The 19395-nt window shown below is 43.4% G+C and carries 16 protein-coding genes and 2 tRNA genes; 7 read left to right on the top strand and 11 right to left on the bottom strand.

The annotated features are described in order from the left end of the window. Nucleotides 1–80: 80 nt before the first annotated feature. From ACT3TH_RS01120 to ACT3TH_RS01085, 8 genes are all read right to left on the bottom strand, one after another. Nucleotides 81–167, bottom strand: a tRNA-Leu gene (locus ACT3TH_RS01120). A 101-nt stretch (nt 168–268) separates the two neighbouring features. Then, a tRNA-Cys gene (locus ACT3TH_RS01115) sits at nt 269–342 on the bottom strand. Between the two features lie 192 nt (nt 343–534). Beyond that, nucleotides 535–1557 (bottom strand): formate dehydrogenase accessory sulfurtransferase FdhD, encoded by a 1023-nt coding sequence (gene fdhD, locus ACT3TH_RS01110; RefSeq protein ID WP_444754015.1) that lies wholly within the window; start codon nt 1555–1557, stop codon nt 535–537. An 84-nt stretch (nt 1558–1641) separates the two neighbouring features. Beyond that, nucleotides 1642–3996 carry an FdhF/YdeP family oxidoreductase gene (locus tag ACT3TH_RS01105; RefSeq protein ID WP_444754014.1) on the bottom strand — a complete coding sequence of 785 codons (2355 nt, stop codon included), beginning with the start codon at nt 3994–3996 and terminating at the stop codon, nt 1642–1644. A 160-nt stretch (nt 3997–4156) separates the two neighbouring features. After that, complete coding sequence (locus ACT3TH_RS01100) at nt 4157–4951, bottom strand: ABC transporter ATP-binding protein (protein ID WP_444754013.1); 795 nt, start codon at nt 4949–4951, stop codon at nt 4157–4159. Between the two features lie 67 nt (nt 4952–5018). Next, on the bottom strand, nt 5019–5924 hold the full coding sequence (locus tag ACT3TH_RS01095; protein WP_444754012.1) for an ABC transporter permease: 906 nt from the start codon (nt 5922–5924) through the stop codon (nt 5019–5021). A 484-nt stretch (nt 5925–6408) separates the two neighbouring features. Continuing rightward, nucleotides 6409–7452 carry an ABC transporter substrate-binding protein gene (locus ACT3TH_RS01090; RefSeq protein WP_444754011.1) on the bottom strand — a complete coding sequence of 348 codons (1044 nt, stop codon included), beginning with the start codon at nt 7450–7452 and terminating at the stop codon, nt 6409–6411. Nucleotides 7453–7543: 91 nt separating this feature from the next. Then, on the bottom strand, nt 7544–8596 hold the full coding sequence (locus ACT3TH_RS01085) for an ABC transporter substrate-binding protein (protein ID WP_444754010.1): 1053 nt from the start codon (nt 8594–8596) through the stop codon (nt 7544–7546). 467 nt (nt 8597–9063) lie between these two features. Here ACT3TH_RS01085 and ACT3TH_RS01080 point away from each other — a divergent pair, with 467 nt between their 5' ends. Beyond that, nucleotides 9064–9447: a hypothetical protein gene (locus ACT3TH_RS01080; protein ID WP_444754009.1), complete on the top strand. Its 384-nt coding sequence runs from the start codon at nt 9064–9066 to the stop codon at nt 9445–9447. 148 nt (nt 9448–9595) lie between these two features. Here the strand turns inward: ACT3TH_RS01080 and metG are convergent, their stop codons facing one another. Both metG and ACT3TH_RS01070 read right to left on the bottom strand, forming a co-directional pair. Further along, nucleotides 9596–11692 carry a methionine--tRNA ligase gene (gene metG, locus ACT3TH_RS01075; RefSeq protein WP_444754008.1) on the bottom strand — a complete coding sequence of 699 codons (2097 nt, stop codon included), beginning with the start codon at nt 11690–11692 and terminating at the stop codon, nt 9596–9598. A 355-nt stretch (nt 11693–12047) separates the two neighbouring features. Continuing rightward, entirely contained in the window at nt 12048–13478 is a 1431-nt protein-coding gene (locus ACT3TH_RS01070; RefSeq protein ID WP_444754007.1) for a GntP family permease, read from the bottom strand. A 311-nt stretch (nt 13479–13789) separates the two neighbouring features. Between ACT3TH_RS01070 and ACT3TH_RS01065 the strand changes: the two genes are divergently transcribed. From ACT3TH_RS01065 to dcd, 6 genes are all read left to right on the top strand, one after another. Further along, nucleotides 13790–14503 carry a CoA transferase subunit A gene (locus ACT3TH_RS01065; RefSeq protein WP_444754006.1) on the top strand — a complete coding sequence of 238 codons (714 nt, stop codon included), beginning with the start codon at nt 13790–13792 and terminating at the stop codon, nt 14501–14503. 101 nt (nt 14504–14604) lie between these two features. Beyond that, on the top strand, nt 14605–15234 hold the full coding sequence (locus ACT3TH_RS01060) for a CoA transferase subunit B (protein ID WP_444754005.1): 630 nt from the start codon (nt 14605–14607) through the stop codon (nt 15232–15234). Between the two features lie 139 nt (nt 15235–15373). After that, the gene (locus ACT3TH_RS01055; protein ID WP_444754004.1) at nt 15374–16174 is read left to right on the top strand and encodes a 3-hydroxybutyrate dehydrogenase; all 801 of its coding nucleotides are present in this window, start codon (nt 15374–15376) and stop codon (nt 16172–16174) included. A gap of 211 nt (nt 16175–16385) precedes the next feature. Continuing rightward, on the top strand, nt 16386–17603 hold the full coding sequence (gene apbC / locus ACT3TH_RS01050) for an iron-sulfur cluster carrier protein ApbC (RefSeq protein ID WP_444754003.1): 1218 nt from the start codon (nt 16386–16388) through the stop codon (nt 17601–17603). A gap of 70 nt (nt 17604–17673) precedes the next feature. After that, nucleotides 17674–18096, top strand: coding sequence for a hypothetical protein (locus tag ACT3TH_RS01045; protein ID WP_444754002.1), 423 nt, complete (start codon nt 17674–17676; stop codon nt 18094–18096). Nucleotides 18097–18236: 140 nt separating this feature from the next. Continuing rightward, nucleotides 18237–18812 carry a dCTP deaminase gene (gene dcd / locus ACT3TH_RS01040; protein ID WP_058369435.1) on the top strand — a complete coding sequence of 192 codons (576 nt, stop codon included), beginning with the start codon at nt 18237–18239 and terminating at the stop codon, nt 18810–18812. An 86-nt stretch (nt 18813–18898) separates the two neighbouring features. On the opposite strand, the gene ACT3TH_RS01035 is transcribed toward dcd, so the two are convergent. Next, nucleotides 18899–19333 (bottom strand): ClpXP protease specificity-enhancing factor, encoded by a 435-nt coding sequence (locus ACT3TH_RS01035; protein ID WP_444754001.1) that lies wholly within the window; start codon nt 19331–19333, stop codon nt 18899–18901. Between the last annotated feature and the right edge of the window lie 62 nt (nt 19334–19395).

The raw sequence follows: 19395 nt of genomic DNA, 5'->3' as shown, positions 1-19395 counted from the left end.
TAGTATAGGACGCTAGATACAACAAAGCCCCTGATATCAGGGGCTTTAGATGTTCTATAAGATAGTATAGGACTATGTAATGGTACCCGGAGCCGGACTTGAACCGGCACGCTATTGCTAGCGAGGGATTTTAAATCCCTTGTGTCTACCAATTTCACCACCCGGGCAAAAATTGTATTATCTATAAAGTAAGTATTCTACTTGCTAGATAAGTGCTCGCTATTATAATCGGTTGTACTAATAATGCAAGCTAAAATTAATAAATAATTGGAGGCTGGAGTCGGAATCGAACCGGCGTTAACGGAGTTGCAGTCCGCTGCATGACCACTCTGCCATCCAGCCAATCAAGGTGGACTATATTAGCAAAAATCTACTAAATTACAAGTCATTTTTTAGTTAAAGATGAGTTATTTGTCTACTTATCTATATTTAGCTGTTTTTTACACTTATTTAAACCACAAAAAAGCTTTACAAGCTCATTATCAAGCACCGGAAGCTCAGATTTGCTTTAAAAAATGAAAGGTAAAGAATAGCTTAAGAATTTGAATAACCCGAATAGTAGGTCACTCTATCATGACGTAAGAATCCAGCCAAGCCCAATCCGTAACGCTCAGCAACACGTAGTGCCGTACTGGTGGGTGCAGACATACCAACTAACCAAGGTATACGACCGCGAATGGATTTTTGTACCAGCTCAATCGACAAGCGTGAAGTCATTAACACACATTCAATCTCTATTTTTTGGCGCAGTTGCCAGCCGATCAGCTTATCAAGCGCGTTATGACGTCCTACATCCTCAAACAAACAGAGCTGTTGATTGTGCATTGTTGCCGCTGCATGCACGGCACCTGTTAGTTGATGTGTGTGCTGCATTAAATCCACTTTTTGGCGCATGTCTAATAAATAATCTAAGCTTGGTGGTGCTGATTTTTTCTTTGAGTCATCTTTGTACTTGGTTGCTATGCTGCTTTGGGAGTAAGTACTGAGATCGGGTAAGGCTTGTGTTAGCCCAGTGATACCGCACATACCGCACCCTGTGCGTCCGGCAAGCTGACGTCTCTGGGCTTGGATACGTTGATGGCTGCGCTGATTTAATACCAGTTCTACCACATAAATATCATAGTCTTGTAATTGCTGGGAGAGTTGTTCAAAGGTAGCTGAGCCAGTATTTTCATCGATTGAGTCTTGAGTAAATTGCCGATAGCTTGAGATATCAGTAAGCTGAGTCACTTCCCAGTCCAATAGCTCGTAGCTATGCTGAATCAGCCCTTCACTAAACAAAAACCCGACCGCTAAATATTCTAGCTGATTAGGACTTGCCATCAGTACAGCATAATGGATACCGTTAATAACAATGGATACTGCTGCTTCCACCGCCAAACTGGCAGATTGGTCATTAATACAGATTTGAGAAGCACCATTATGACCATATTTATCTGACGGGTAATGGTGCTTTTGTGATGAATGTACTCGTGCAAGGGGCGTCGCAGACAACTTGTCTGCTAAGATTTGCTCACTCGCTTTCTCATCTTCTTTAATGTTCTTGTCAATTATCATCAGAGCCCATTTAGTGTTTTTGCATCGATACGGTTTTATTGCCTATCTTGTAAACACTTTTATTCATCAATCGCTTTTTATAAATTAAGCAGGATCAACGATACCAGCATCTACATTTACTCGGTGCAAAACGACGGTTGTGGATTTATACGCTGGTATATGAGAGTCGGGCGCATGCGTATCTAAGTCAAATAGATCGTTACAATCAGGGTAGTAAGCTGCCACGGCGTTTGAGGCAATATCCATCTCAGTCAATACCAGTGGGCCTAATATACGCGTTTGAGCTGTACTATTTTTGCTGGCATGCCTAGTAACCATTACACTGTCGCCTTTTTGCCAACCTAAGCGGTTCATCTCATCAGGATGCATAAATAAGACATCACGGCGATTGGTGTGGCGATAGCGATCATGATAACCAAAAATCATCGTATTAAATTGATCATGACTGCGAACGCTGGTTAATTGCCATACCTTTTGTTCACTAGTCGGAACACCATTAATGGAGTTGGATGTTTCTGGTTCTGCTTTAAACGAAGAGGTTGCCTCTGCCATTTGCGTGGCAACATAAGTAATGGGATATTGGGGTACTTCAAACTGTGCTTTGCCAGTATTGGTATTCCATACGCGATGACGCGCAGGATGATATAAATGAAAGCCGCGCTCAGCAGTACGAATATGTTCGTTAAAGTCCTCAAATCCCTCAATTGCTTGGGCAATGTAATCGCGAACGACGTCGAAGTCTTCGCTCATCTTTTGCCAAGGAATCGACGACTCAGAGCCAAATACATGGGTAGCGATATCCGCTACAATCTGCGCTTCAGATTTCAAAGCCTCGCTCACTGGTTTAAGTTTGCCTTGAGTCGGCACAATCTGACACATAGAATCTTCGATAGTCGCGAACTGCTCACCTTTGGATGTAACGATACGTTCAGTACGGCCCAGGCAGGGCAAGATGATATTGTTTGTACCCGGAAATAGCATGGTTTCATTCAGCTTGGTACCCACAAAAATATTGAGCTGAGTTGTGGTTAATGCCTGTTGAATCGCTTTAGTATCAGGTGCAGCAACTGCATAATTACCACCCATACTCATAAAGACTTTTAGTTTACCCGCAATTAAAGCTTTTGCCCCTGTAACGACATCATAACCATGCTCTTGTGGCATAGGCTGCTCAAAAACACGCTCAAGACTGTCCAGTAACTTTTGAGCAGGGCGCTCATGGATGCCCATCGTACGATCACCCTGTACATTGGAGTGTCCACGAACAGGGGATGCGCCCGCGCCATCAATACCGATCATTCCCATCAGTAGTAGCAAGTTAGCAATCATCGCCACATTGTCATCGCCTTGCACATGTTGGGTGATACCCATACCCCATGTGCAAATCGTCGCTGGACTATTAGCAACCAGCTCAGCCAGATTGATGATTTCTGCGTGAGAAATACCGCAACCAAGCTCAATATCTGCCCATGATTGCTGGGTTAGCCACTCACGCAATGGTTCAAAACCTGAGGTATGCGTGGCTATGAAATCGGTATTGATTTTATTGTTCTCAATCAACCATTTAGCAATACCCGTCAATAGAGCTGCATCGCCGCCTATTTGAATCTGAATGACGTCATCGACCATATTATCGCTTTGGCCTGCCGCCATATGCGTGGGTTTTTGCGGGTTTCTAAATTTACTCAGACCCTGTTCTCGCATAGGATTGATTGAGATAATTCGGCACCCTTGCTCATGAGAATGAGCGAGCATCTCTAGCATACGCGGATGATTGGTCGCAGGGTTCTGACCGAACATCATTATTAATTTGGCCTGACCAAAATCTTCTAACTTCACTGTGGCTTTACCAACGCCCAATTGTTTACCCAGCATTACTGAGGTTGGCTCATGACACATGTTTGAGCAATCAGGCAAGTTATTGGTACCAAAACAGCGTACAAACAACTGGTACATAAAAGCAGGCTCATTGGTAACACGCCCTGAGGTATAAAATAGCGCTTCATCTGGTGAGTCAAGCTGTTTTAATTGCTTAGCAATACGCTGATAAGCTTCGTCCCAAGAAATCGCCACATAGCGATCTTGCGTCGCATCATAATAGACAGGCTCTGACAAGCGACCACTGTGTTCAAGCTCGTAACCTGACCACCCTTGCAGCTCACTAACAGTATGTCTTGCAAAAAATGCTGCATCTGCCTTATTGGTCATGGTTTCACTAGCAATGACCTTGATACCGTTTTCGCAGACGTCTATTGCCTTGTGTGATTTGTGATCAGGCCATGCGCAGCCTGGACAATCAAATCCGCCTTGAGGTTGATTGCTCTTGAGTACACTCGCGCTGCCACGCAAAAACGTCTGATAGTCCATCAGTTTACGAGCAGAGGAGATCAGGGCTGGCCAGCCAGCAGCAGGGTGGGTATAAACAGGAATTTTACGCATGACAGATCTCGTAGATGAATAGCAAGAGGTAATATTGATATGTGACAACTATATCCCGATGCACAAAAACTTTATAGGATCATTAACTATAGATAACAAAAAAACCTTCAAGAAAATCACGTTTTCTTGAAGGTTTATGAGCTGGTATTTTTATTTTAAATTAGCTTAGGATTAAACTGTCATCTTCAACCTTTTCACCGCGCGTTTGCTCGAACATATCGAGCAAGTCATGCACCGTCATACCTTGACGAATGTCGCCTGAGACATCTAGTACCACTTGGCCCTGATGCAGCATCACTGTTCTAGTGCCATGTGCCAATGCTTGCTGCATTGAATGCGTGACCATCATAGTGGTAAGCTTATTGTCCGTCACAATCTTATCGGTTAATTCCAAAACAAAGGCCGCTGTCTTAGGATCAAGCGCAGCTGTATGCTCATCAAGCAAGAGAATCTTAGAAGGTTGTAATGAGGCCATCAACAAACTCACAGCCTGACGTTGGCCACCTGATAGCAACCCCATACGGTCGGTCAAACGGTTTTCTAGACCTAGCTTTAGGACGGATAATTTTTCTCGGAACAAATCGCGATTGCTTTGATTGAGCGCAAAACTTAAACCACGTTTGCCGCCCCGCTTGTAAGCTAGGGCCATATTTTCTTCAATGGTTAACGCTTCACAAGTCCCAGCCATTGGGTCTTGAAACACACGAGCCACCCAGTGGGCGCGTTGATGCGCAGTCTTTTTAGTAACATCAATACCATTTAATAAGATTGAGCCACTATCGACACGCGTGGTGCCACTGACTGCGTTCAAAAAGGTCGATTTACCAGCACCATTGGTACCAATCACAGTGACAAACTCACCATCTGCAATGTTTAGATCGATACCGCGTAGTGCTGGGTTTTCAATGGGCGTACCTAGGTTAAAGGTCAACCGTAAATCTGTGGCTTGCATCATAATAGTTATTCCTTATGTTTGCCTCAAGCTTAGCGAGTACAGTCGCTGTTTACGCCGCTTTTATTCGTTAACGTTGAGATCGTAATTTGCGGCTTAAAAGCTCGTTTTTGGCTTTGGGTAATACCAAGGCCAATACAACGAGCAGCGCTGTTATCAAGTTCAAATCCTGCGGACCAAAACCAATACTGCGTAGCGTTTGGCTTGACAATGCGACCTGAATAAATAACTTGTACAATACAGCACCGACCACCACCGCAAAGGTAATCAGCCAAATGCGTTTGGCAGGAATGATGGTCTCACCAATGATGACTGCGGCCAAACCAATAACAATCGTACCAATACCGATCGAGATATCTGCGCCACCTTGTGTCTGAACAAACAGCGCACCTGCCAAAGCAATCAAACCATTAGATATTGCCATACCGACAATGGTCATCCAAGAGGTATTAATGCCTTGTGCTTGTGCCATTCTTAAGTTTGAACCGGTTGCCCGCATAGACAAGCCTGTCTCAGTACTATAAAACCAGTTTAAAAATAACATAGCGACTAGCACGACAGTACCGATGATCAGACAGCGCATCCAGTAACCGTTGCCGTCAGACACCAGCGTACTAAATACCGTAGTTTCGCCCAATAGCGGCAAGTTTGGCGCACCCATGATGCGTAAGTTGACAGAATATAAGGCAACCATCACCAAAATACTGGCAAGCAGCTGCAAGATACCGAGCTTGACATGCAACCACGCAGTGACAATACCAGCGACTGAACCTGCCAGCATACCAAAGGCACAAGCTAGCCATGGATTGATACCAGCGATAATAGAGATACCAGCGACTGCTCCGCCTAACGGAAAACTACCATCAGCGGTCAAGTCAGGAAAGTCGAGCGTACGGAATGAAATCAGCACACCAAGTGCGACTAGGCCATAAATAAGACCACTTTCAAGCGCACCAAAAAAAGCAATTAAGGACATAAGAGATCAGTAAGTTATAACCAAGCGTTTAGCCAATAACGTTTTAGGTGGTCATAGAATAAGTCAGCGACAGACATCAGCACTGTTTTATCTACGAATCTATCAGTCAACATCATCTAAACGACTAAGCGGTGAATTTAACAGATTAAGCAATCTGCGGTTAGGGTAAACCAAGATATATTACAATAAAAACTATCATAATCTAGCTTGGTTCAAAGCTCTGATTTAAGATGTGGCAAATTCATAAACTATGCAAATACGTTATAGCGAATAATGGCTTTATAAGCAATGGGCTAAATCAACATATTAAAATCACAGTCATTCAAACAACAACCGCTTAAATAAGAAGCCCAGCCTCCTGATTCAGAGCTGGGTTTCTTGTGTTACACACTTGCTATCATAGATGAAAGTAAATCAAAAATAGTAAAACACTTAAAACTGTTATTTATCTTTCATTGCTATGACGAGCCAGTATAAAAGTGCGTTATTCTACCACTTCTTTTGCTTTATCGATAACCGCTTGTGTCAACGTGATGCCTTGTTCTTTGCCATGTTTTGGACTGACATACAGATCCAGCATTTGCGGAGTATAGACAGGAATAGCACCTGCCTTTTCACCATTTAAGATACGTACTACGATTTTGCCTGTTTCGCGGCCAAGATTGTAATAATCAACTCCCAAGGCAGCAATGGCACCGCGCTCAACTGAGCTGGTATCTGAGGCAATAAGTGGAATTTTACTTTCTTTAGCGACTTGATACAGAGATTCGTAAGCTGATACTACGTTATTATCGGTCGAAGTATAAATCATATCGACTTTACCTTCGAGGCTACGTGCTGCCATTGCAATATCCGTACTACGCTGGGCAGGCGCTTCGACTACATTGATACCTAGTGGGGTCAGTTTTTCTTTTAGGTTTTTTAAGATAGTGGTTGAGTTGACTTCACCTGGACTGTAGACGTAACCGACGTTCTTTAAACTTGGAATGATTTGACGCATTAATTCTATTTGTGGCTCATAAGGAAGGGCATCAGAGCCACCAGTGACATTAGTGCCAGAACCATCTAGTTTTGTCACCAGTTTGGCGGCGACCGGATCCGTCACTGCGGAAAACACTAAAGGAATACTGCTTGTTGCAGCAGCTACTGACTGCGCTGATGGTGTACCAATCGCGACGATAACGTCTGAATCGTCTGCAACGAATTGCTTAGCAATCTGACCAGCAGTGGCGGTGTTTCCCTGCGCACTTTGAAAATTGACAGTTAGGTTCTCGCCATCTTTGAAGCCCGCCTCATTTAGCTCGTCGATGACCCCTTTACGTACATCATCAAGCGCTGGATGCTCAACGATAGCAGTAATAGCAACCGTTTTCATTTCTGTAGCGGCATCACCAGTAGTAGCAGCAGCGTCAGTGGCACCAGTGTCTTGTGCCGACTGGTTGCAACCTGTCAAGATAGCGGTACAAATGCCGCCTAATAATAGTGCTTTACTAAAATTGAAATGGCCAAAACGATTTTGATACAACATAGGTCTCACTCCTGAAAATAATAATGTGTCCGTACATTATTTAATAAATAGATAAAGGGTAACCCGCACCAGCTATATAAATGGCTCAGTGTTATTTGTCCGCACTCTGTGCTTGTTTGTCGACATTGATGGCATTTTTTAATAAATCATCTGTCAAGCTAACGCCTTGTTCAGCTCCGTGTTTTGGACTTGCATACAAGGTTAATGTATTCATGACGGCAGGCTTAATCGTATTGACCGCTTCGCCATTTAACACTCGATATACCATTTTGCCCGTGGTACGACCAAAATCATAATCATTGACGCCCAGTGCAGCTGTGGCACCGCGTCTGACACTAAATTCGTCTGAGGCAATGATTGGAATCTTAAGCTCATTGGCAGCGCCTGCCATGGCTTCAAATGCTGATACAACATTGTTGTCTAACGAGGTATAAATGACATCGGCACGGCCAGCAAGGCTGCGAGTCGCCATAGCAACGTCTGTTGGGCGATTGGCAGTGACGTCCAATATTGTGAGTCCGCGTGCTGGTGCTGCTTTTTTGAGTTGGTTAAGCACCACAACAGAGTTGACTTCACCTGGGCTATAAACGTAGCCAATGGTTTTTGCATTAGGCGCAATTTTTTGAATATTGTCCAACTGCGGCTCGATAGGTAACTCGCTAGATAAGCCTGTCACATTAGATTGGATAGGCACATCGTTTTCATCGATAAGCTTCGCTGCCACAGGGTCTGAGATGGCGGTATAAATAACCGGCACTGTCTTGGTTGAAGCTACGATAGACTGAGCAGATGGCGTCGAGATTGCCACGATGGCATCTGGATTGTCTCCTGCAAACTGCTTGGCAATCTGACCCGCTGTCGCCGTATTGCCTTGAGCGCTTTGGAAGTTGACGGTGAGATTTTGGCCTTCGACGTAGCCATTATCTGCCAACTCATCAATGATACCGCGGCGCATCTCATCTAATGATGGATGTTCGACAATTTGAGTGATGGCTAACGTTTTGGCGGGCTTATCAATATTAGTAGCTGCGCTCTCGTCAGTCGTTGTGGCAGTGTCCGTCGTATTTGAACAGCCAATCAATCCAAGAGTGGCGCTGATAGCAGCGCCGTATAGGCTTAAGCGTAAGGTAGAAGCAATGGTCATTATTAGGTTAACTCGTCGGTTATATCAATTTTAATCATCAAGCTAACATAATTATAGGTGCTAAGCATACTGACTGTATGGCCCACACAGCTATTTATTAACTTGAGTTTTGGAAATGATATTGGAAAGTGCAGGTTAGCCGAGTCAATGCTATGTTGATGCCAAGATAGCAGGCTAACAATAAGGTAATCGTTCCCTCGATCATTATGTTTATATTATGACAGTAATGTAAGTTATCGCAATAAAAAATTAAAGCGTATTCGTCACGAACGTTATTAAGGCGTGTATTGACTGTTTGATTCGTTGATTGTTTCTTTATTTTGCCCATAAAAAAGTACCATTTGGGGCACCTTTTTATTTAGTGGAATTATGATTAAAAAACGTACAAGCCAGTAACGTACCTATTACGAACTCACTTTATAATTAACGTAAGCTAGTTTTTATACGAAAATTGTAAGGATGACATTATGAACACTGCTAATCTTAAGTTATTAACCATTGCTGGCATTACTGCCGCCTCATTGATTGGCTTACCTGCTATGGCAAAAGACAATAACGGTAATGGTCACGGAAATGTTAAGAACAAATCTGTTTATGTCAGTAATAACCATAGTAGCAACGCCCAACCTAATATCAACGCTTATCGAAATGCTAGCCCTAACGCCTCATTCAAGCGTGATCTCGATAAATACGGTTATAAAGTAGTCGGCAATATTGATAGAAGTATTTATGATCGTTCGGTAGTTTTAGACCGTTATGATGACCGGTACGTTCGTATTCGCACGCCAGAAAATAAAATTGTGACGGTGATTAATGACACGTTGCAGATCATTGATATTTTGAATAGATAGCTGTATAGATGATGGCAAGGTTTGATTTTTATCTATTTTATAAATCAGCCACAAAAAAACGGTCAGTTTAGACCGTTTTTTTTATGGCTATAGTGTTATGCGTAATAAGGGTCTACATTATTATAGTATTGACCTCAATCTTATATCTTTAGGCCAACGTTGATCCTATTTCAACGTCATCAGCCAAGATAATGACTGTCAGTTGGGTTTTTGGATCACCAGCAGACAAAACCATGCCTTCTGAGATGCCAAATTTCATCTTGCGTGGGGCAAGATTGGTCACGCAAATGACCTTTTTATCAAGCAACTGCTCAGGCTCATAAAATTTGCGGATACCACTAAACACATTGCGCGGCTTGTCTTCGCCAACGTCTAGAGTGAATTGCAATAGCTTATCTGCGCCTTCGACATGGTTACAAGCTACGACGTGCGCCACTTTCATCTCAACCTTCGCAAAGTCTTCAATACCAATATAGTCCGTTTGTTCAGTATCTGCTGCTACGAGCTGAGTATTTGTATTGGCTGATGTACTGTCTGCGCTATCGGTAGGTGTATCCGTTTGAGCCAATGATGCCTTTGAATCTTCAACCATGGCGGCTATGTCTTTTTCTTCAATACGCTGCATCAATGGTTTGAACTTATTAATTTTATGTCCAAGTAACCACTCGTTGCGACTGGCAAAACTCAAATCATCGATATTTAAGAACTCTTTGGCATTGGCGGTCAGCTCAGGTAACACTGGCGCGAGATATACCATCAATTGACGGAAGATATTAATCGCAACCGAGCAGACGTCTTGTACTTCTTGCTCAGTGCCTTCTTGCTTAGCCAGTGACCATGGTTTTTTGCCATCAATATACTCGTTAGCCTTGTCCGCACATTGCATGATTAAGCGCATAGCACGCGAAAACTCTCGATTTTCGTAAGCGGCAGCAATTTCATCACCCGTTTTGGTAATGTCTTCTAACAATTCTGATTCTACGCACACCTCAGACAACATGCCGTCGTATTTCTTGATCAAGAACCCAGCGCTACGACTGGCGATATTGACCACTTTACCAACCAAGTCAGAGTTCACTTTTTGCATGAAATCTTCTAAATCAAGATTGATGTCTTCGACTTTATCAGACAGCTTACTGGCGAAGTAATAACGCAGGTATTCAGGGTGTAAGTGCTCCGCATAAGTTTCGGCCTTGATAAAAGTGCCGCGTGACTTACTCATTTTTTCGCCATTAACCATCAAAAAGCCGTGGGCAAAAACACCCGTTGGCGTCCGAAATTCGCTACCTGCAAGCATCGCTGGCCAAAAAAGCGCATGGAAGTAAACAATGTCTTTACCGATAAAGTGGTAAACCTCGGTTTTTTGCTCGTTTTCTTGCATCCAGTAACGGTCAAAATCTAGCGCGTTGTCTGTGCCTTCGCGCTTATCACACAAGTTTTTGAAGCTTGCCATATAACCCACAGGGGCATCGAGCCACACATAAAAATACTTATCTGGCTCATCGCTTGGGGTATCAGGGATTTGGAAGCCGAAGTAGGGCGCGTCGCGTGAAATATCCCAGCTGGCAAGACCTGCATCAAACCACTCTTGTAGTTTGTTGGCGACCGATACTTGCAAGCGATTGTCACTACGCGTCCAATCTTTTAAGAATTGCTCAAAACCAGGCAGATCAAAGAAGTAATGCTTAGAGGTTTTCAGTACAGGCGTCGCATTTGATAATGTCGAATGCGGATCTTTGAGGTCTGTTGCATCATAGGTAGTACCGCACACTTCACAGTTATCACCGTACTGATCTGGAGAATCACATTCTGGGCAAGTACCTTTGACAAAACGATCGGCTAGGAACAACTGTTTTTCAGGGTCAAATAACTGTTCGACATCCTTAGTGCTAATGTGCCCAGCATCATTCAGACGACGATAGATCAGCTCAGAGAAATGTTTGTTTTCTTCTGAATGCGTGGTGTGGTAATTATCAAAGTTGATGAGGAACTTAGAAAAATCCGCTTCGTGTGAGGCCTTAACTGTAGCAATCTGTTCTTCTGGGGTCACGCCATTGGCTTCTGCTTTGAGCATGATTGCCGTACCATGTGCATCATCCGCGCAGACATAAGTGACTTGATGGCCTTGCGCTTTCATCGCACGTACCCAAATGTCTGTCTGAATATATTCTACAAGATGCCCCAAATGGATATAGCCATTAGCGTAGGGCAGCGCACTGGTTACTAGAATCTCACGCACTTTCATCACCTATATTTTTATATAAACGGATTGGTTATCAAACGTCCTAAACGGTTTATGGCTATTGGACGTGATGTTATCAAGGCCAAATACGGCCAACTAAACTGGAAATTTAAAAAGTGTGCCTATGATACCGTAATTCGACCGAATTTGTGACATTCCTCAGTAACTAATACGGCAATTAGCTCTGTATGGCGTATGAATTGTCATTCACTTGTCTATCATAAACAATGAATTCGAGCGGTTTTTACCTCTCATAATAAAGCTGCCATAAAAAACCCACCAAGTGATTTGTAAGGTGGGTTTTTTATTTGAATCGTATATCTTAATCACAAGTTGCCATTAAAAACTTAAACAGTTTTTAAAACGAACCAAACATCGTCCCTAAAATGATAACAGCAATCACCGCCACTATTGGAATCAATATAGTGACCATGGCTAGGTTCAAATAAGACTGTTTATGCGTCAAACCACAGATAGCCAGCAAGGTAATGACAGCGCCACTATGAGGCAGCGTATCCAAACCACCAGCTGCCATAACGGCCACACGATGCATCAGTTCGGGGTCAATACCAGCATCTACCGCCATTCTTAGGTAATCCTCTCCTAAAGTAGATAAAGCAATACTCAAACCACCAGAAGATGAACCTGTAATCCCAGCAAGCGTAGTCATAGCGACAGCTTCTGAGATGAGTGGGTTGTTAGGACTTAGGTTTAAAATGCTGTCACGAATGATAAGAAAGCCTGCAAGTGAGGCAATAACTGCGCCATAACCCACTTCTGATGCCGTATTAAAAATTGGCAACATAGAATCATAAGTACCCCGATTGATGGTTTTTTGTAGGTCATTCCAATGACCGATGCGCAGCACAATTAACACCATACAGGCAACGACCAACGAGATAATGATAGACCACAGTCCAAGTGAACCTGCAATATTTAACTCTGGGAACTGGGTTTGCAAATTGCTAAAGTCCATCGAAGGGAAAACCGCATACGTCAATAAAGCGTTTAAAGCAATCACCAATACCAATGGAATCATTGCAACGATAAATGAGGTGTGATGGGTACTCAGCACTTTACCTTTCTCTGCTTCTGCGTCTTTTGCTCTAACGCCGATACCGCCTATATCTTCATCATCATGCTGACCATAGCCTTCGCCCGCCGCATTGGCCTTTTTTGCCCGTGACTGTAACCACAACCAACCGCCAATAAACATAATCGTACCGCCGATGAGACCCAAAACAGGTGCGGCAAATACGTTGGTATTATAATAAGGGATAGGAATGGCATTTTGAATGGCAGGCGTGCCCGGTAATGCCGTCATGGTAAAGGTAAACGAGCCTAAGGCAATGGCAGCTGGAATCAAGCGCTTAGGAATATCGGCCACTTTAAACAAATCTTTGGCAATAGGATATATGGCAAATGCTACAACGAATAAAGACACGCCACCGTAAGTCAAAATGGCACAAACTAGAATCACTGCCAAAATGGCCTTACTAGCACCGAGCTTCTCAACCACAGTATTGGCGATCGCTGTTGCTGCGCCAGAATCCGCCATCAAACGCCCAAACAACGCACCCAGTAAGAAAATAGGAAAGAATTTAAGTAAGAACCCGCTCAATGCGCCCATAAAAACATCGGTATAGGCCGGAATACTGCTTAAAAAATCACCCGACAGTAATACTGCTAATGTCGCCATAATCGGTGCCAAAATCAGCACTGAATAACCGCGATATGCGAAGAACATCAATAGTAATAACGTGATGACAATAGCAAATGTGCTAAACATGATTGCCCTCCTTGGCAAAATTAAAGCAATGAGTAGGCTGAGTACATGGCCATCAATAAAATGCATCATAAAGCATAGATTTAGGATGCTTTGTTAAATCTAAATTGATATGGTATTGATCAGCCATCTACTAAGCGGTTTTTTAGCTCGTATGCACTCAATGTTATCCTCTAGTCGCTACGGGGATTATATGTTAAGTTAGCATAAATACCTTATGTATGATATATCGATAGATAGTGTATTAATATGACATGTAATAATGATGAATAACCAATGTGAATAACAAAAAATAGGCTTGCAAGGAGATAAGCATGAGTCAATCAAAAGTATATAGCAGTGCAAAGGATGCATTAAAAGGTGTCGTGGATAATGGCCAAACGCTTGCCATTGGCGGCTTCGGTCTGTGCGGTATTCCTGAGGCATTAATCGAAGCATTGCGCGATAGTGAAGTCAAGGATTTGACCTGTATTAGTAATAACGCAGGTGTCGATGGATTTGGTTTAGGACTGCTATTACAAACGCGTCAAATCAAAAAAATGATCTCATCTTATGTGGGTGAAAACAAAGAATTTGAGCGTCAATACTTGGCAGGTGAGTTAGAGGTTGAGTTGACACCGCAAGGGACGTTGGCTGAAAAACTGCGTTCAGGTGGTGCTGGTATTCCCGCGTTTTATACAGCGACTGGCGTTGGTACACTGGTTGCTGAAGGCAAAGAAACGCGTGAGTTCGACGGACGCACTTATGTGCTTGAGCATTCATTGCGCGCTGATGTGGCGTTGATCAAAGCACAAAAAGCGGACAAAGCGGGCAACTTAATATTTAATAAGACTGCGCGTAACTTCAATCCAGATTGCGCGATGGCAGGCAAAATTACCATTGTCGAAGTAGAAGAAATTGTAGAAGTAGGCACACTTGATCCTGACGAGATTCATCTGCCTGGTATCTTTGTGCAGCGTATTGTATTGAACAGCAGTCCTGAAAAGCGTATCGAAAAAACAACCACAAAAGCCGTAGAGGGCGCTTAGATAAAAGGTGTTTAGACAAAAATGCTTAAACAAATAAAATAGTGAATCAGCATATTTTTGATTAAATTATAATAGAATCTTGTGAAAATAAGGAAGTTACCATGGCGTGGACAAGAGAGCAGATGGCACAGCGTGCCGCAAAAGAATTAAAAGATGGTTATTATGTGAACTTAGGGATTGGCCTGCCAACGTTAGTAGCCAACTATATCCCTAAAGAAGTGGATGTTTGGCTACAATCAGAAAATGGCCTATTGGGCATTGGTGAGTTCCCGACCGCAGAGAACGTCGATGCGGATTTGATCAATGCTGGCAAGCAAACCGTCACAGCAGAGCCGGGCGCCAGTTATTTTAGTAGCTCAGAATCCTTTGCGATGATTCGTGGCGGGCATGTCAACTTGGCGATATTGGGCGCGATGGAAGTCTCAGAGAAGGGTGACCTTGCCAACTGGATGATTCCCAAAAAAATGGTCAAAGGCATGGGCGGTGCTATGGATCTCGTGGCAGGTGTTCAGCGGGTTATCGTTTTAATGGAGCAAGTCAATAAACATGGTGAACCAAAAATCCTTGCTAACTGTGAGCTGCCATTAACGGGTAAAGGTGTAGTTGACCGCATTATTACTGAGCTTGCTGTACTAGATGTCACAGACAACGGCCTGAAGCTGGTTGAACTGGCGGATGGTGTCAGTTTCGAAGAACTGCAAGAAAAAACGCCTGTTAGTATTGCCCAGTGAGTTTTGAGTTTTTAATCGTTTTCATATAATAGTCGCTATACGTTAGTGGCTTCTTTGGCTGTTTACTGAACCTTTTTAAGAGTAATGATCCAATAGTTTAAACTTCCACTATTAAGATCTTAATTTTTAAGGACAGCACATGGCGACTCAATTACAACAAGATTTGACAGGTAAAGTGGCTTTGGTCACTGGCGCCGCAAGCGGTATCGGACGCGATATTGCTGAAACATATGCTCAAGCAGGGGCAGCCGTAGGCATTGCAGATATAAACGTTGAAGCTGCGCAGCAAACCGTCGATGCAATAAAGGCGGGTGGTGGCAAGGCACTCGCTATTGCCATGGATGTCACATCCGAGATGGCGGTTAACGATGGGGTACAAAAATTAGTTGATGCCTTCGGTGGTATTGATATTTTGGTTTCTAATGCAGGTATTCAAATCATTGATCCGATCCATAAAATGGCATTGGATGATTGGAAAAAAATGCTTTCTATTCATTTGGATGGAGCGTTTTTAACTACCAAAGCGGCCATACAGCATATGTATAAAGGTGACAAAGGGGGCACGGTTATTTATATGGGCTCAGTGCATTCTCATGAAGCGTCACTGTACAAAGCACCTTATGTGACGGCCAAACATGGCTTACTTGGATTATGCCGTGTGCTGGCAAAGGAGGGTGCTCCTCATAATGTGCGCGCCCATGTAATTTGTCCAGGCTTTGTCAAAACGCCTTTGGTTGAAAAGCAAATTCCGCAACAAGCAGCTGAAAAAGGTATTAGTGAGGAAGCCGTAGTTAATGACATTATGCTTGTGAATACCGTCGATCAAGAATTTACGACGGTCGATGATATTGCACAACTGGCATTATTTTTGGCCGCGTTTCCTAGCAATGTCTTTACTGGGCAATCTATCGTTGCTAGTCACGGTTGGTTTATGAATTGATGCTTTGTCGCTAAGCGAATATTGCTTGTGGAAAACCACAACGTCAGACCCACTGGTGTTGTGGTTTTTTTATACCTTTAATTGAGCTACACTGTCACGATAAAAGGTTTGGACAAAAAGCTGATCGGCTATATTAACGACTATATCCGCTACGGTATTGATCGAGTTGTCTTACCATACCAATCCACTTATATAGGTAGTAACGGTAGCTATGTTTAACTTTATGAAGAAAAAATCCAACTCAGAATCGGAAAACCCGCAGCAGCGAGCAGAACGTGATAGTGCCGTGGATAAAGTACTGCTCGGCTATGAAGTCGGGACAGTCAGTATCGCGACCATGGTCACAGGCCTTGAGCGTAATGGTGATCAGCTCACCCTAGATCTGCGCCTACCGCAAGACAGCAATCCTGAAACCATTCAACAAGACCTTGGACAAATGCTCCATCCCCATGGTATCAAAACCATTCACATGAATGTGCGTCTGCCTGCACCAGCGAAAGGCGCAGGTTCGAGCTTACCAAAACCCATGCCAAAAACAATTAACGCCATGGACAGTCAAACAAAAGCTTCACCAAATACTGATACCCATGCTGAGCCGCCAATCACTAAGCAAGCACCGACACAATCGTCGTTAGCCGCGCATCCACGTATTCGTCATATTATCGTTGTGGCGTCAGGCAAAGGCGGCGTTGGCAAATCAACCACGACCGTCAATATTGCCTTAGCATTACAAAAGCTTGGCAACCGTGTTGGGGTGTTGGATGCCGATATTTATGGGCCGAGTATGCCAACCATGCTAGGCGTAGATAATGTCAAGCCTGAACTAGAGAATGAGCAATTTGTCCCTGTTAACGCTCATGGCATGGCGATGTTGTCGATTGGCAGCTTGCTTGATGGTGACAGTACGCCTGTCGCGTGGCGCGGACCCAAAGCCACGGGTGCGTTGATGCAGCTGTATAATCAAACCAATTGGCCGCAGCTGGATTATTTGGTCATTGATATGCCACCAGGAACCGGTGATATTCAATTGACCTTGGCCCAGCGGATTCCAGTGACGGGTGCAGTGATTGTCACAACCCCGCAGCATGTTGCACTACTTGATGCGCAAAAAGGTATCGAGATGTTTAACAAGACCAACATTCCAGTATTGGGCGTGGTTGAGAATATGGCGCTGCACACATGTAGCAACTGCAATCACACTGAAGCTATTTTTGGTACGGGCGGCGGTGAGCTGATTGCTGAGCAATATCATGTACCGTTGTTAGGACAACTCCCACTCGCCAGTGGTATTCGTGCGCAAGTGGATAAAGGGGAGCCAAGTGTGTTGATTGATGACGAGTTTGCGTCTTATTATGTGAGTATTGCAAAAAACATCGAAACCAATATTAACAAGTTTGCCAAGCCAGTCGATGACAAACGCATTTTTTGATGGTTGAAAAGTTTGATTAAGGACGGCATTTTTATGCCTGAAATATGGTTACTTACTTAAAGAGAATACTGTGAGTTTATCTACTTATGAAAGGCATCTTCAAGAATTCCCAAAAAAATATAATGTATTACAGTTATTTCGGCCGCCGATATATGTGATTGAGCTGTCAAATAATCAATTGATAGCCGTTTGCTACTATAAAAATGGTGGTAGCAAGCGCCATCAGCTCAATGCTGACTTTAGCAATCGTCGTATGGTAATTGCCGATTTTTTTAAGGCGGTACAGGCTATGGCTGATTTACTCCTAACATTTCCCAAACATTCATTTGGATTGAACGCTTTTGCAGTAGCTAATGTGACTGAAGAGTTGGTAGATGGTTTGACTGTGATAGAGATCAAGGCTATTAGAGAGGCAGTTTGGGCTGCTTCAGAACAGGCAAAAAGAAAAATAATACATACTACCGTTAGCTATAAAGGACGGGTGGTTTCTTAAAGTGCTTTGGTAGAGTGCTGCAGCCATAATAATCATAGTTATCTTCATGGCATTAGTGATTTTAAACTTGCTGCTCCCCTATAAATTCAGCTGTCAATTCCGTATAATCGTCGCTACTAAATATTTGCTAAGGAATAACAATGTCTATCAAATCTGACCGCTGGATTCGTAAAATGGCCGAAGAGCATGGCATGATCGAGCCATATGAAGCAGGTCAAGTGCGTTTCAATGATGCGGGCGAGCGTTTGGTGAGCTACGGCACGTCAAGCTATGGTTATGATGTACGCTGTGCGCCTGAGTTTAAAGTATTTACCAATGTCCATTCAGTCGTGGTCGATCCCAAGAACTTTGATGAAAAAAGCTTTATAGACATCGTGGGCGACGAGTGTATCATTCCACCTAACTCGTTCGCGCTGGCACGTACGATGGAGTATTTCCGTATTCCGCGCGACGTATTGACTATTTGCCTTGGTAAATCCACTTATGCGCGTTGCGGTATTATCGTCAACGTCACGCCGCTTGAGCCAGAGTGGGAAGGACACGTTACTTTGGAGTTTAGTAATACCACCAATCTGCCAGCGCGTATTTATGCTGGGGAAGGGGTTGCACAGATGCTGTTTTTCCAAAGTGATGCTGATGATGTGTGTGAGACGAGCTATAAAGACCGCGGTGGTAAATACCAAGGTCAACGCGGTGTGACCTTGCCCAGAACTTAATAGACATTTTGAAAACATTATTCATTTAGAGTAACGAAAAAGCCAGTCATATTAAATATGGCTGGCTTTTTATTATTACTGGCTTGCTATTTTAGGACTTTCAAACCCGCTTTATTATCACGCTTGGGTTTAGGTGCCGCGGTGGTTCTCTTAGAACTGGTTATTTCATCATCTTCAGGCTGATAGTTTTCGTACTCATTCGGGTCAAAAAACATACCTTGAGAGTTTTCTTTGGCATAAATGCCCATCACCGCAGTAAGGGGTACCCAAATCTCCTGTGATACACCACCAAAGCGTGCACTAAAATGGATATAGTCGTTTTCCATACTCATGTTACCAGTCGCACGACTGGCGATATTTAGTACGATGCGGCCATCTTGTACATGTTCCGTTGGAATTTGCACATTTTCAGCAGTGGCATCAACCATCAGATATGGTGTAAGCGCATTGTCTTCTATCCACTGATATAGTGCACGCACCATGTAGGGACGTGTCGGAGTAATGGAGGTTATTTCGCTCATCTTTTGGCTTCCTATGCTGATCGTATTAAATAGTTTTTCGTAAAACATTTGCTTCAGGTTTT

The sequence above is a fragment of the Psychrobacter sp. AOP22-C1-C5 genome (genome assembly GCF_052378885.1).
In the GTDB taxonomy this organism is placed as follows: Bacteria; Pseudomonadota; Gammaproteobacteria; order Pseudomonadales; family Moraxellaceae; genus Psychrobacter.
The sequence above is the reverse complement of the archived record's forward strand: the minus strand, read 5'-3'. Positions and strand labels throughout refer to the sequence as shown.

What these genes read in the sequence shown, in the direction of transcription:
- ACT3TH_RS01060 (WP_444754005.1), top strand. Translation starts at nt 14,605, where the DNA reads ATGGCGTGGACAAGAGAGCAGATGGCACAGCGTGCCGCAAAAGAATTA.
- ACT3TH_RS01085 (WP_444754010.1), bottom strand. Translation starts at nt 8,596, where the DNA reads ATGACCATTGCTTCTACCTTACGCTTAAGCCTATACGGCGCTGCTATC.
- ACT3TH_RS01035 (WP_444754001.1), bottom strand. Translation starts at nt 19,333, where the DNA reads ATGAGCGAAATAACCTCCATTACTCCGACACGTCCCTACATGGTGCGT.
- ACT3TH_RS01100 (WP_444754013.1), bottom strand. Translation starts at nt 4,951, where the DNA reads ATGATGCAAGCCACAGATTTACGGTTGACCTTTAACCTAGGTACGCCC.
- dcd (WP_058369435.1), top strand. Translation starts at nt 18,237, where the DNA reads ATGTCTATCAAATCTGACCGCTGGATTCGTAAAATGGCCGAAGAGCAT.
- apbC (WP_444754003.1), top strand. Translation starts at nt 16,386, where the DNA reads ATGTTTAACTTTATGAAGAAAAAATCCAACTCAGAATCGGAAAACCCG.
- ACT3TH_RS01065 (WP_444754006.1), top strand. Translation starts at nt 13,790, where the DNA reads ATGAGTCAATCAAAAGTATATAGCAGTGCAAAGGATGCATTAAAAGGT.
- ACT3TH_RS01055 (WP_444754004.1), top strand. Translation starts at nt 15,374, where the DNA reads ATGGCGACTCAATTACAACAAGATTTGACAGGTAAAGTGGCTTTGGTC.
- ACT3TH_RS01080 (WP_444754009.1), top strand. Translation starts at nt 9,064, where the DNA reads ATGAACACTGCTAATCTTAAGTTATTAACCATTGCTGGCATTACTGCC.
- ACT3TH_RS01105 (WP_444754014.1), bottom strand. Translation starts at nt 3,996, where the DNA reads ATGCGTAAAATTCCTGTTTATACCCACCCTGCTGCTGGCTGGCCAGCC.
- metG (WP_444754008.1), bottom strand. Translation starts at nt 11,692, where the DNA reads ATGAAAGTGCGTGAGATTCTAGTAACCAGTGCGCTGCCCTACGCTAAT.
- ACT3TH_RS01090 (WP_444754011.1), bottom strand. Translation starts at nt 7,452, where the DNA reads ATGTTGTATCAAAATCGTTTTGGCCATTTCAATTTTAGTAAAGCACTA.
- ACT3TH_RS01070 (WP_444754007.1), bottom strand. Translation starts at nt 13,478, where the DNA reads ATGTTTAGCACATTTGCTATTGTCATCACGTTATTACTATTGATGTTC.
- fdhD (WP_444754015.1), bottom strand. Translation starts at nt 1,557, where the DNA reads ATGATAATTGACAAGAACATTAAAGAAGATGAGAAAGCGAGTGAGCAA.
- ACT3TH_RS01095 (WP_444754012.1), bottom strand. Translation starts at nt 5,924, where the DNA reads ATGTCCTTAATTGCTTTTTTTGGTGCGCTTGAAAGTGGTCTTATTTAT.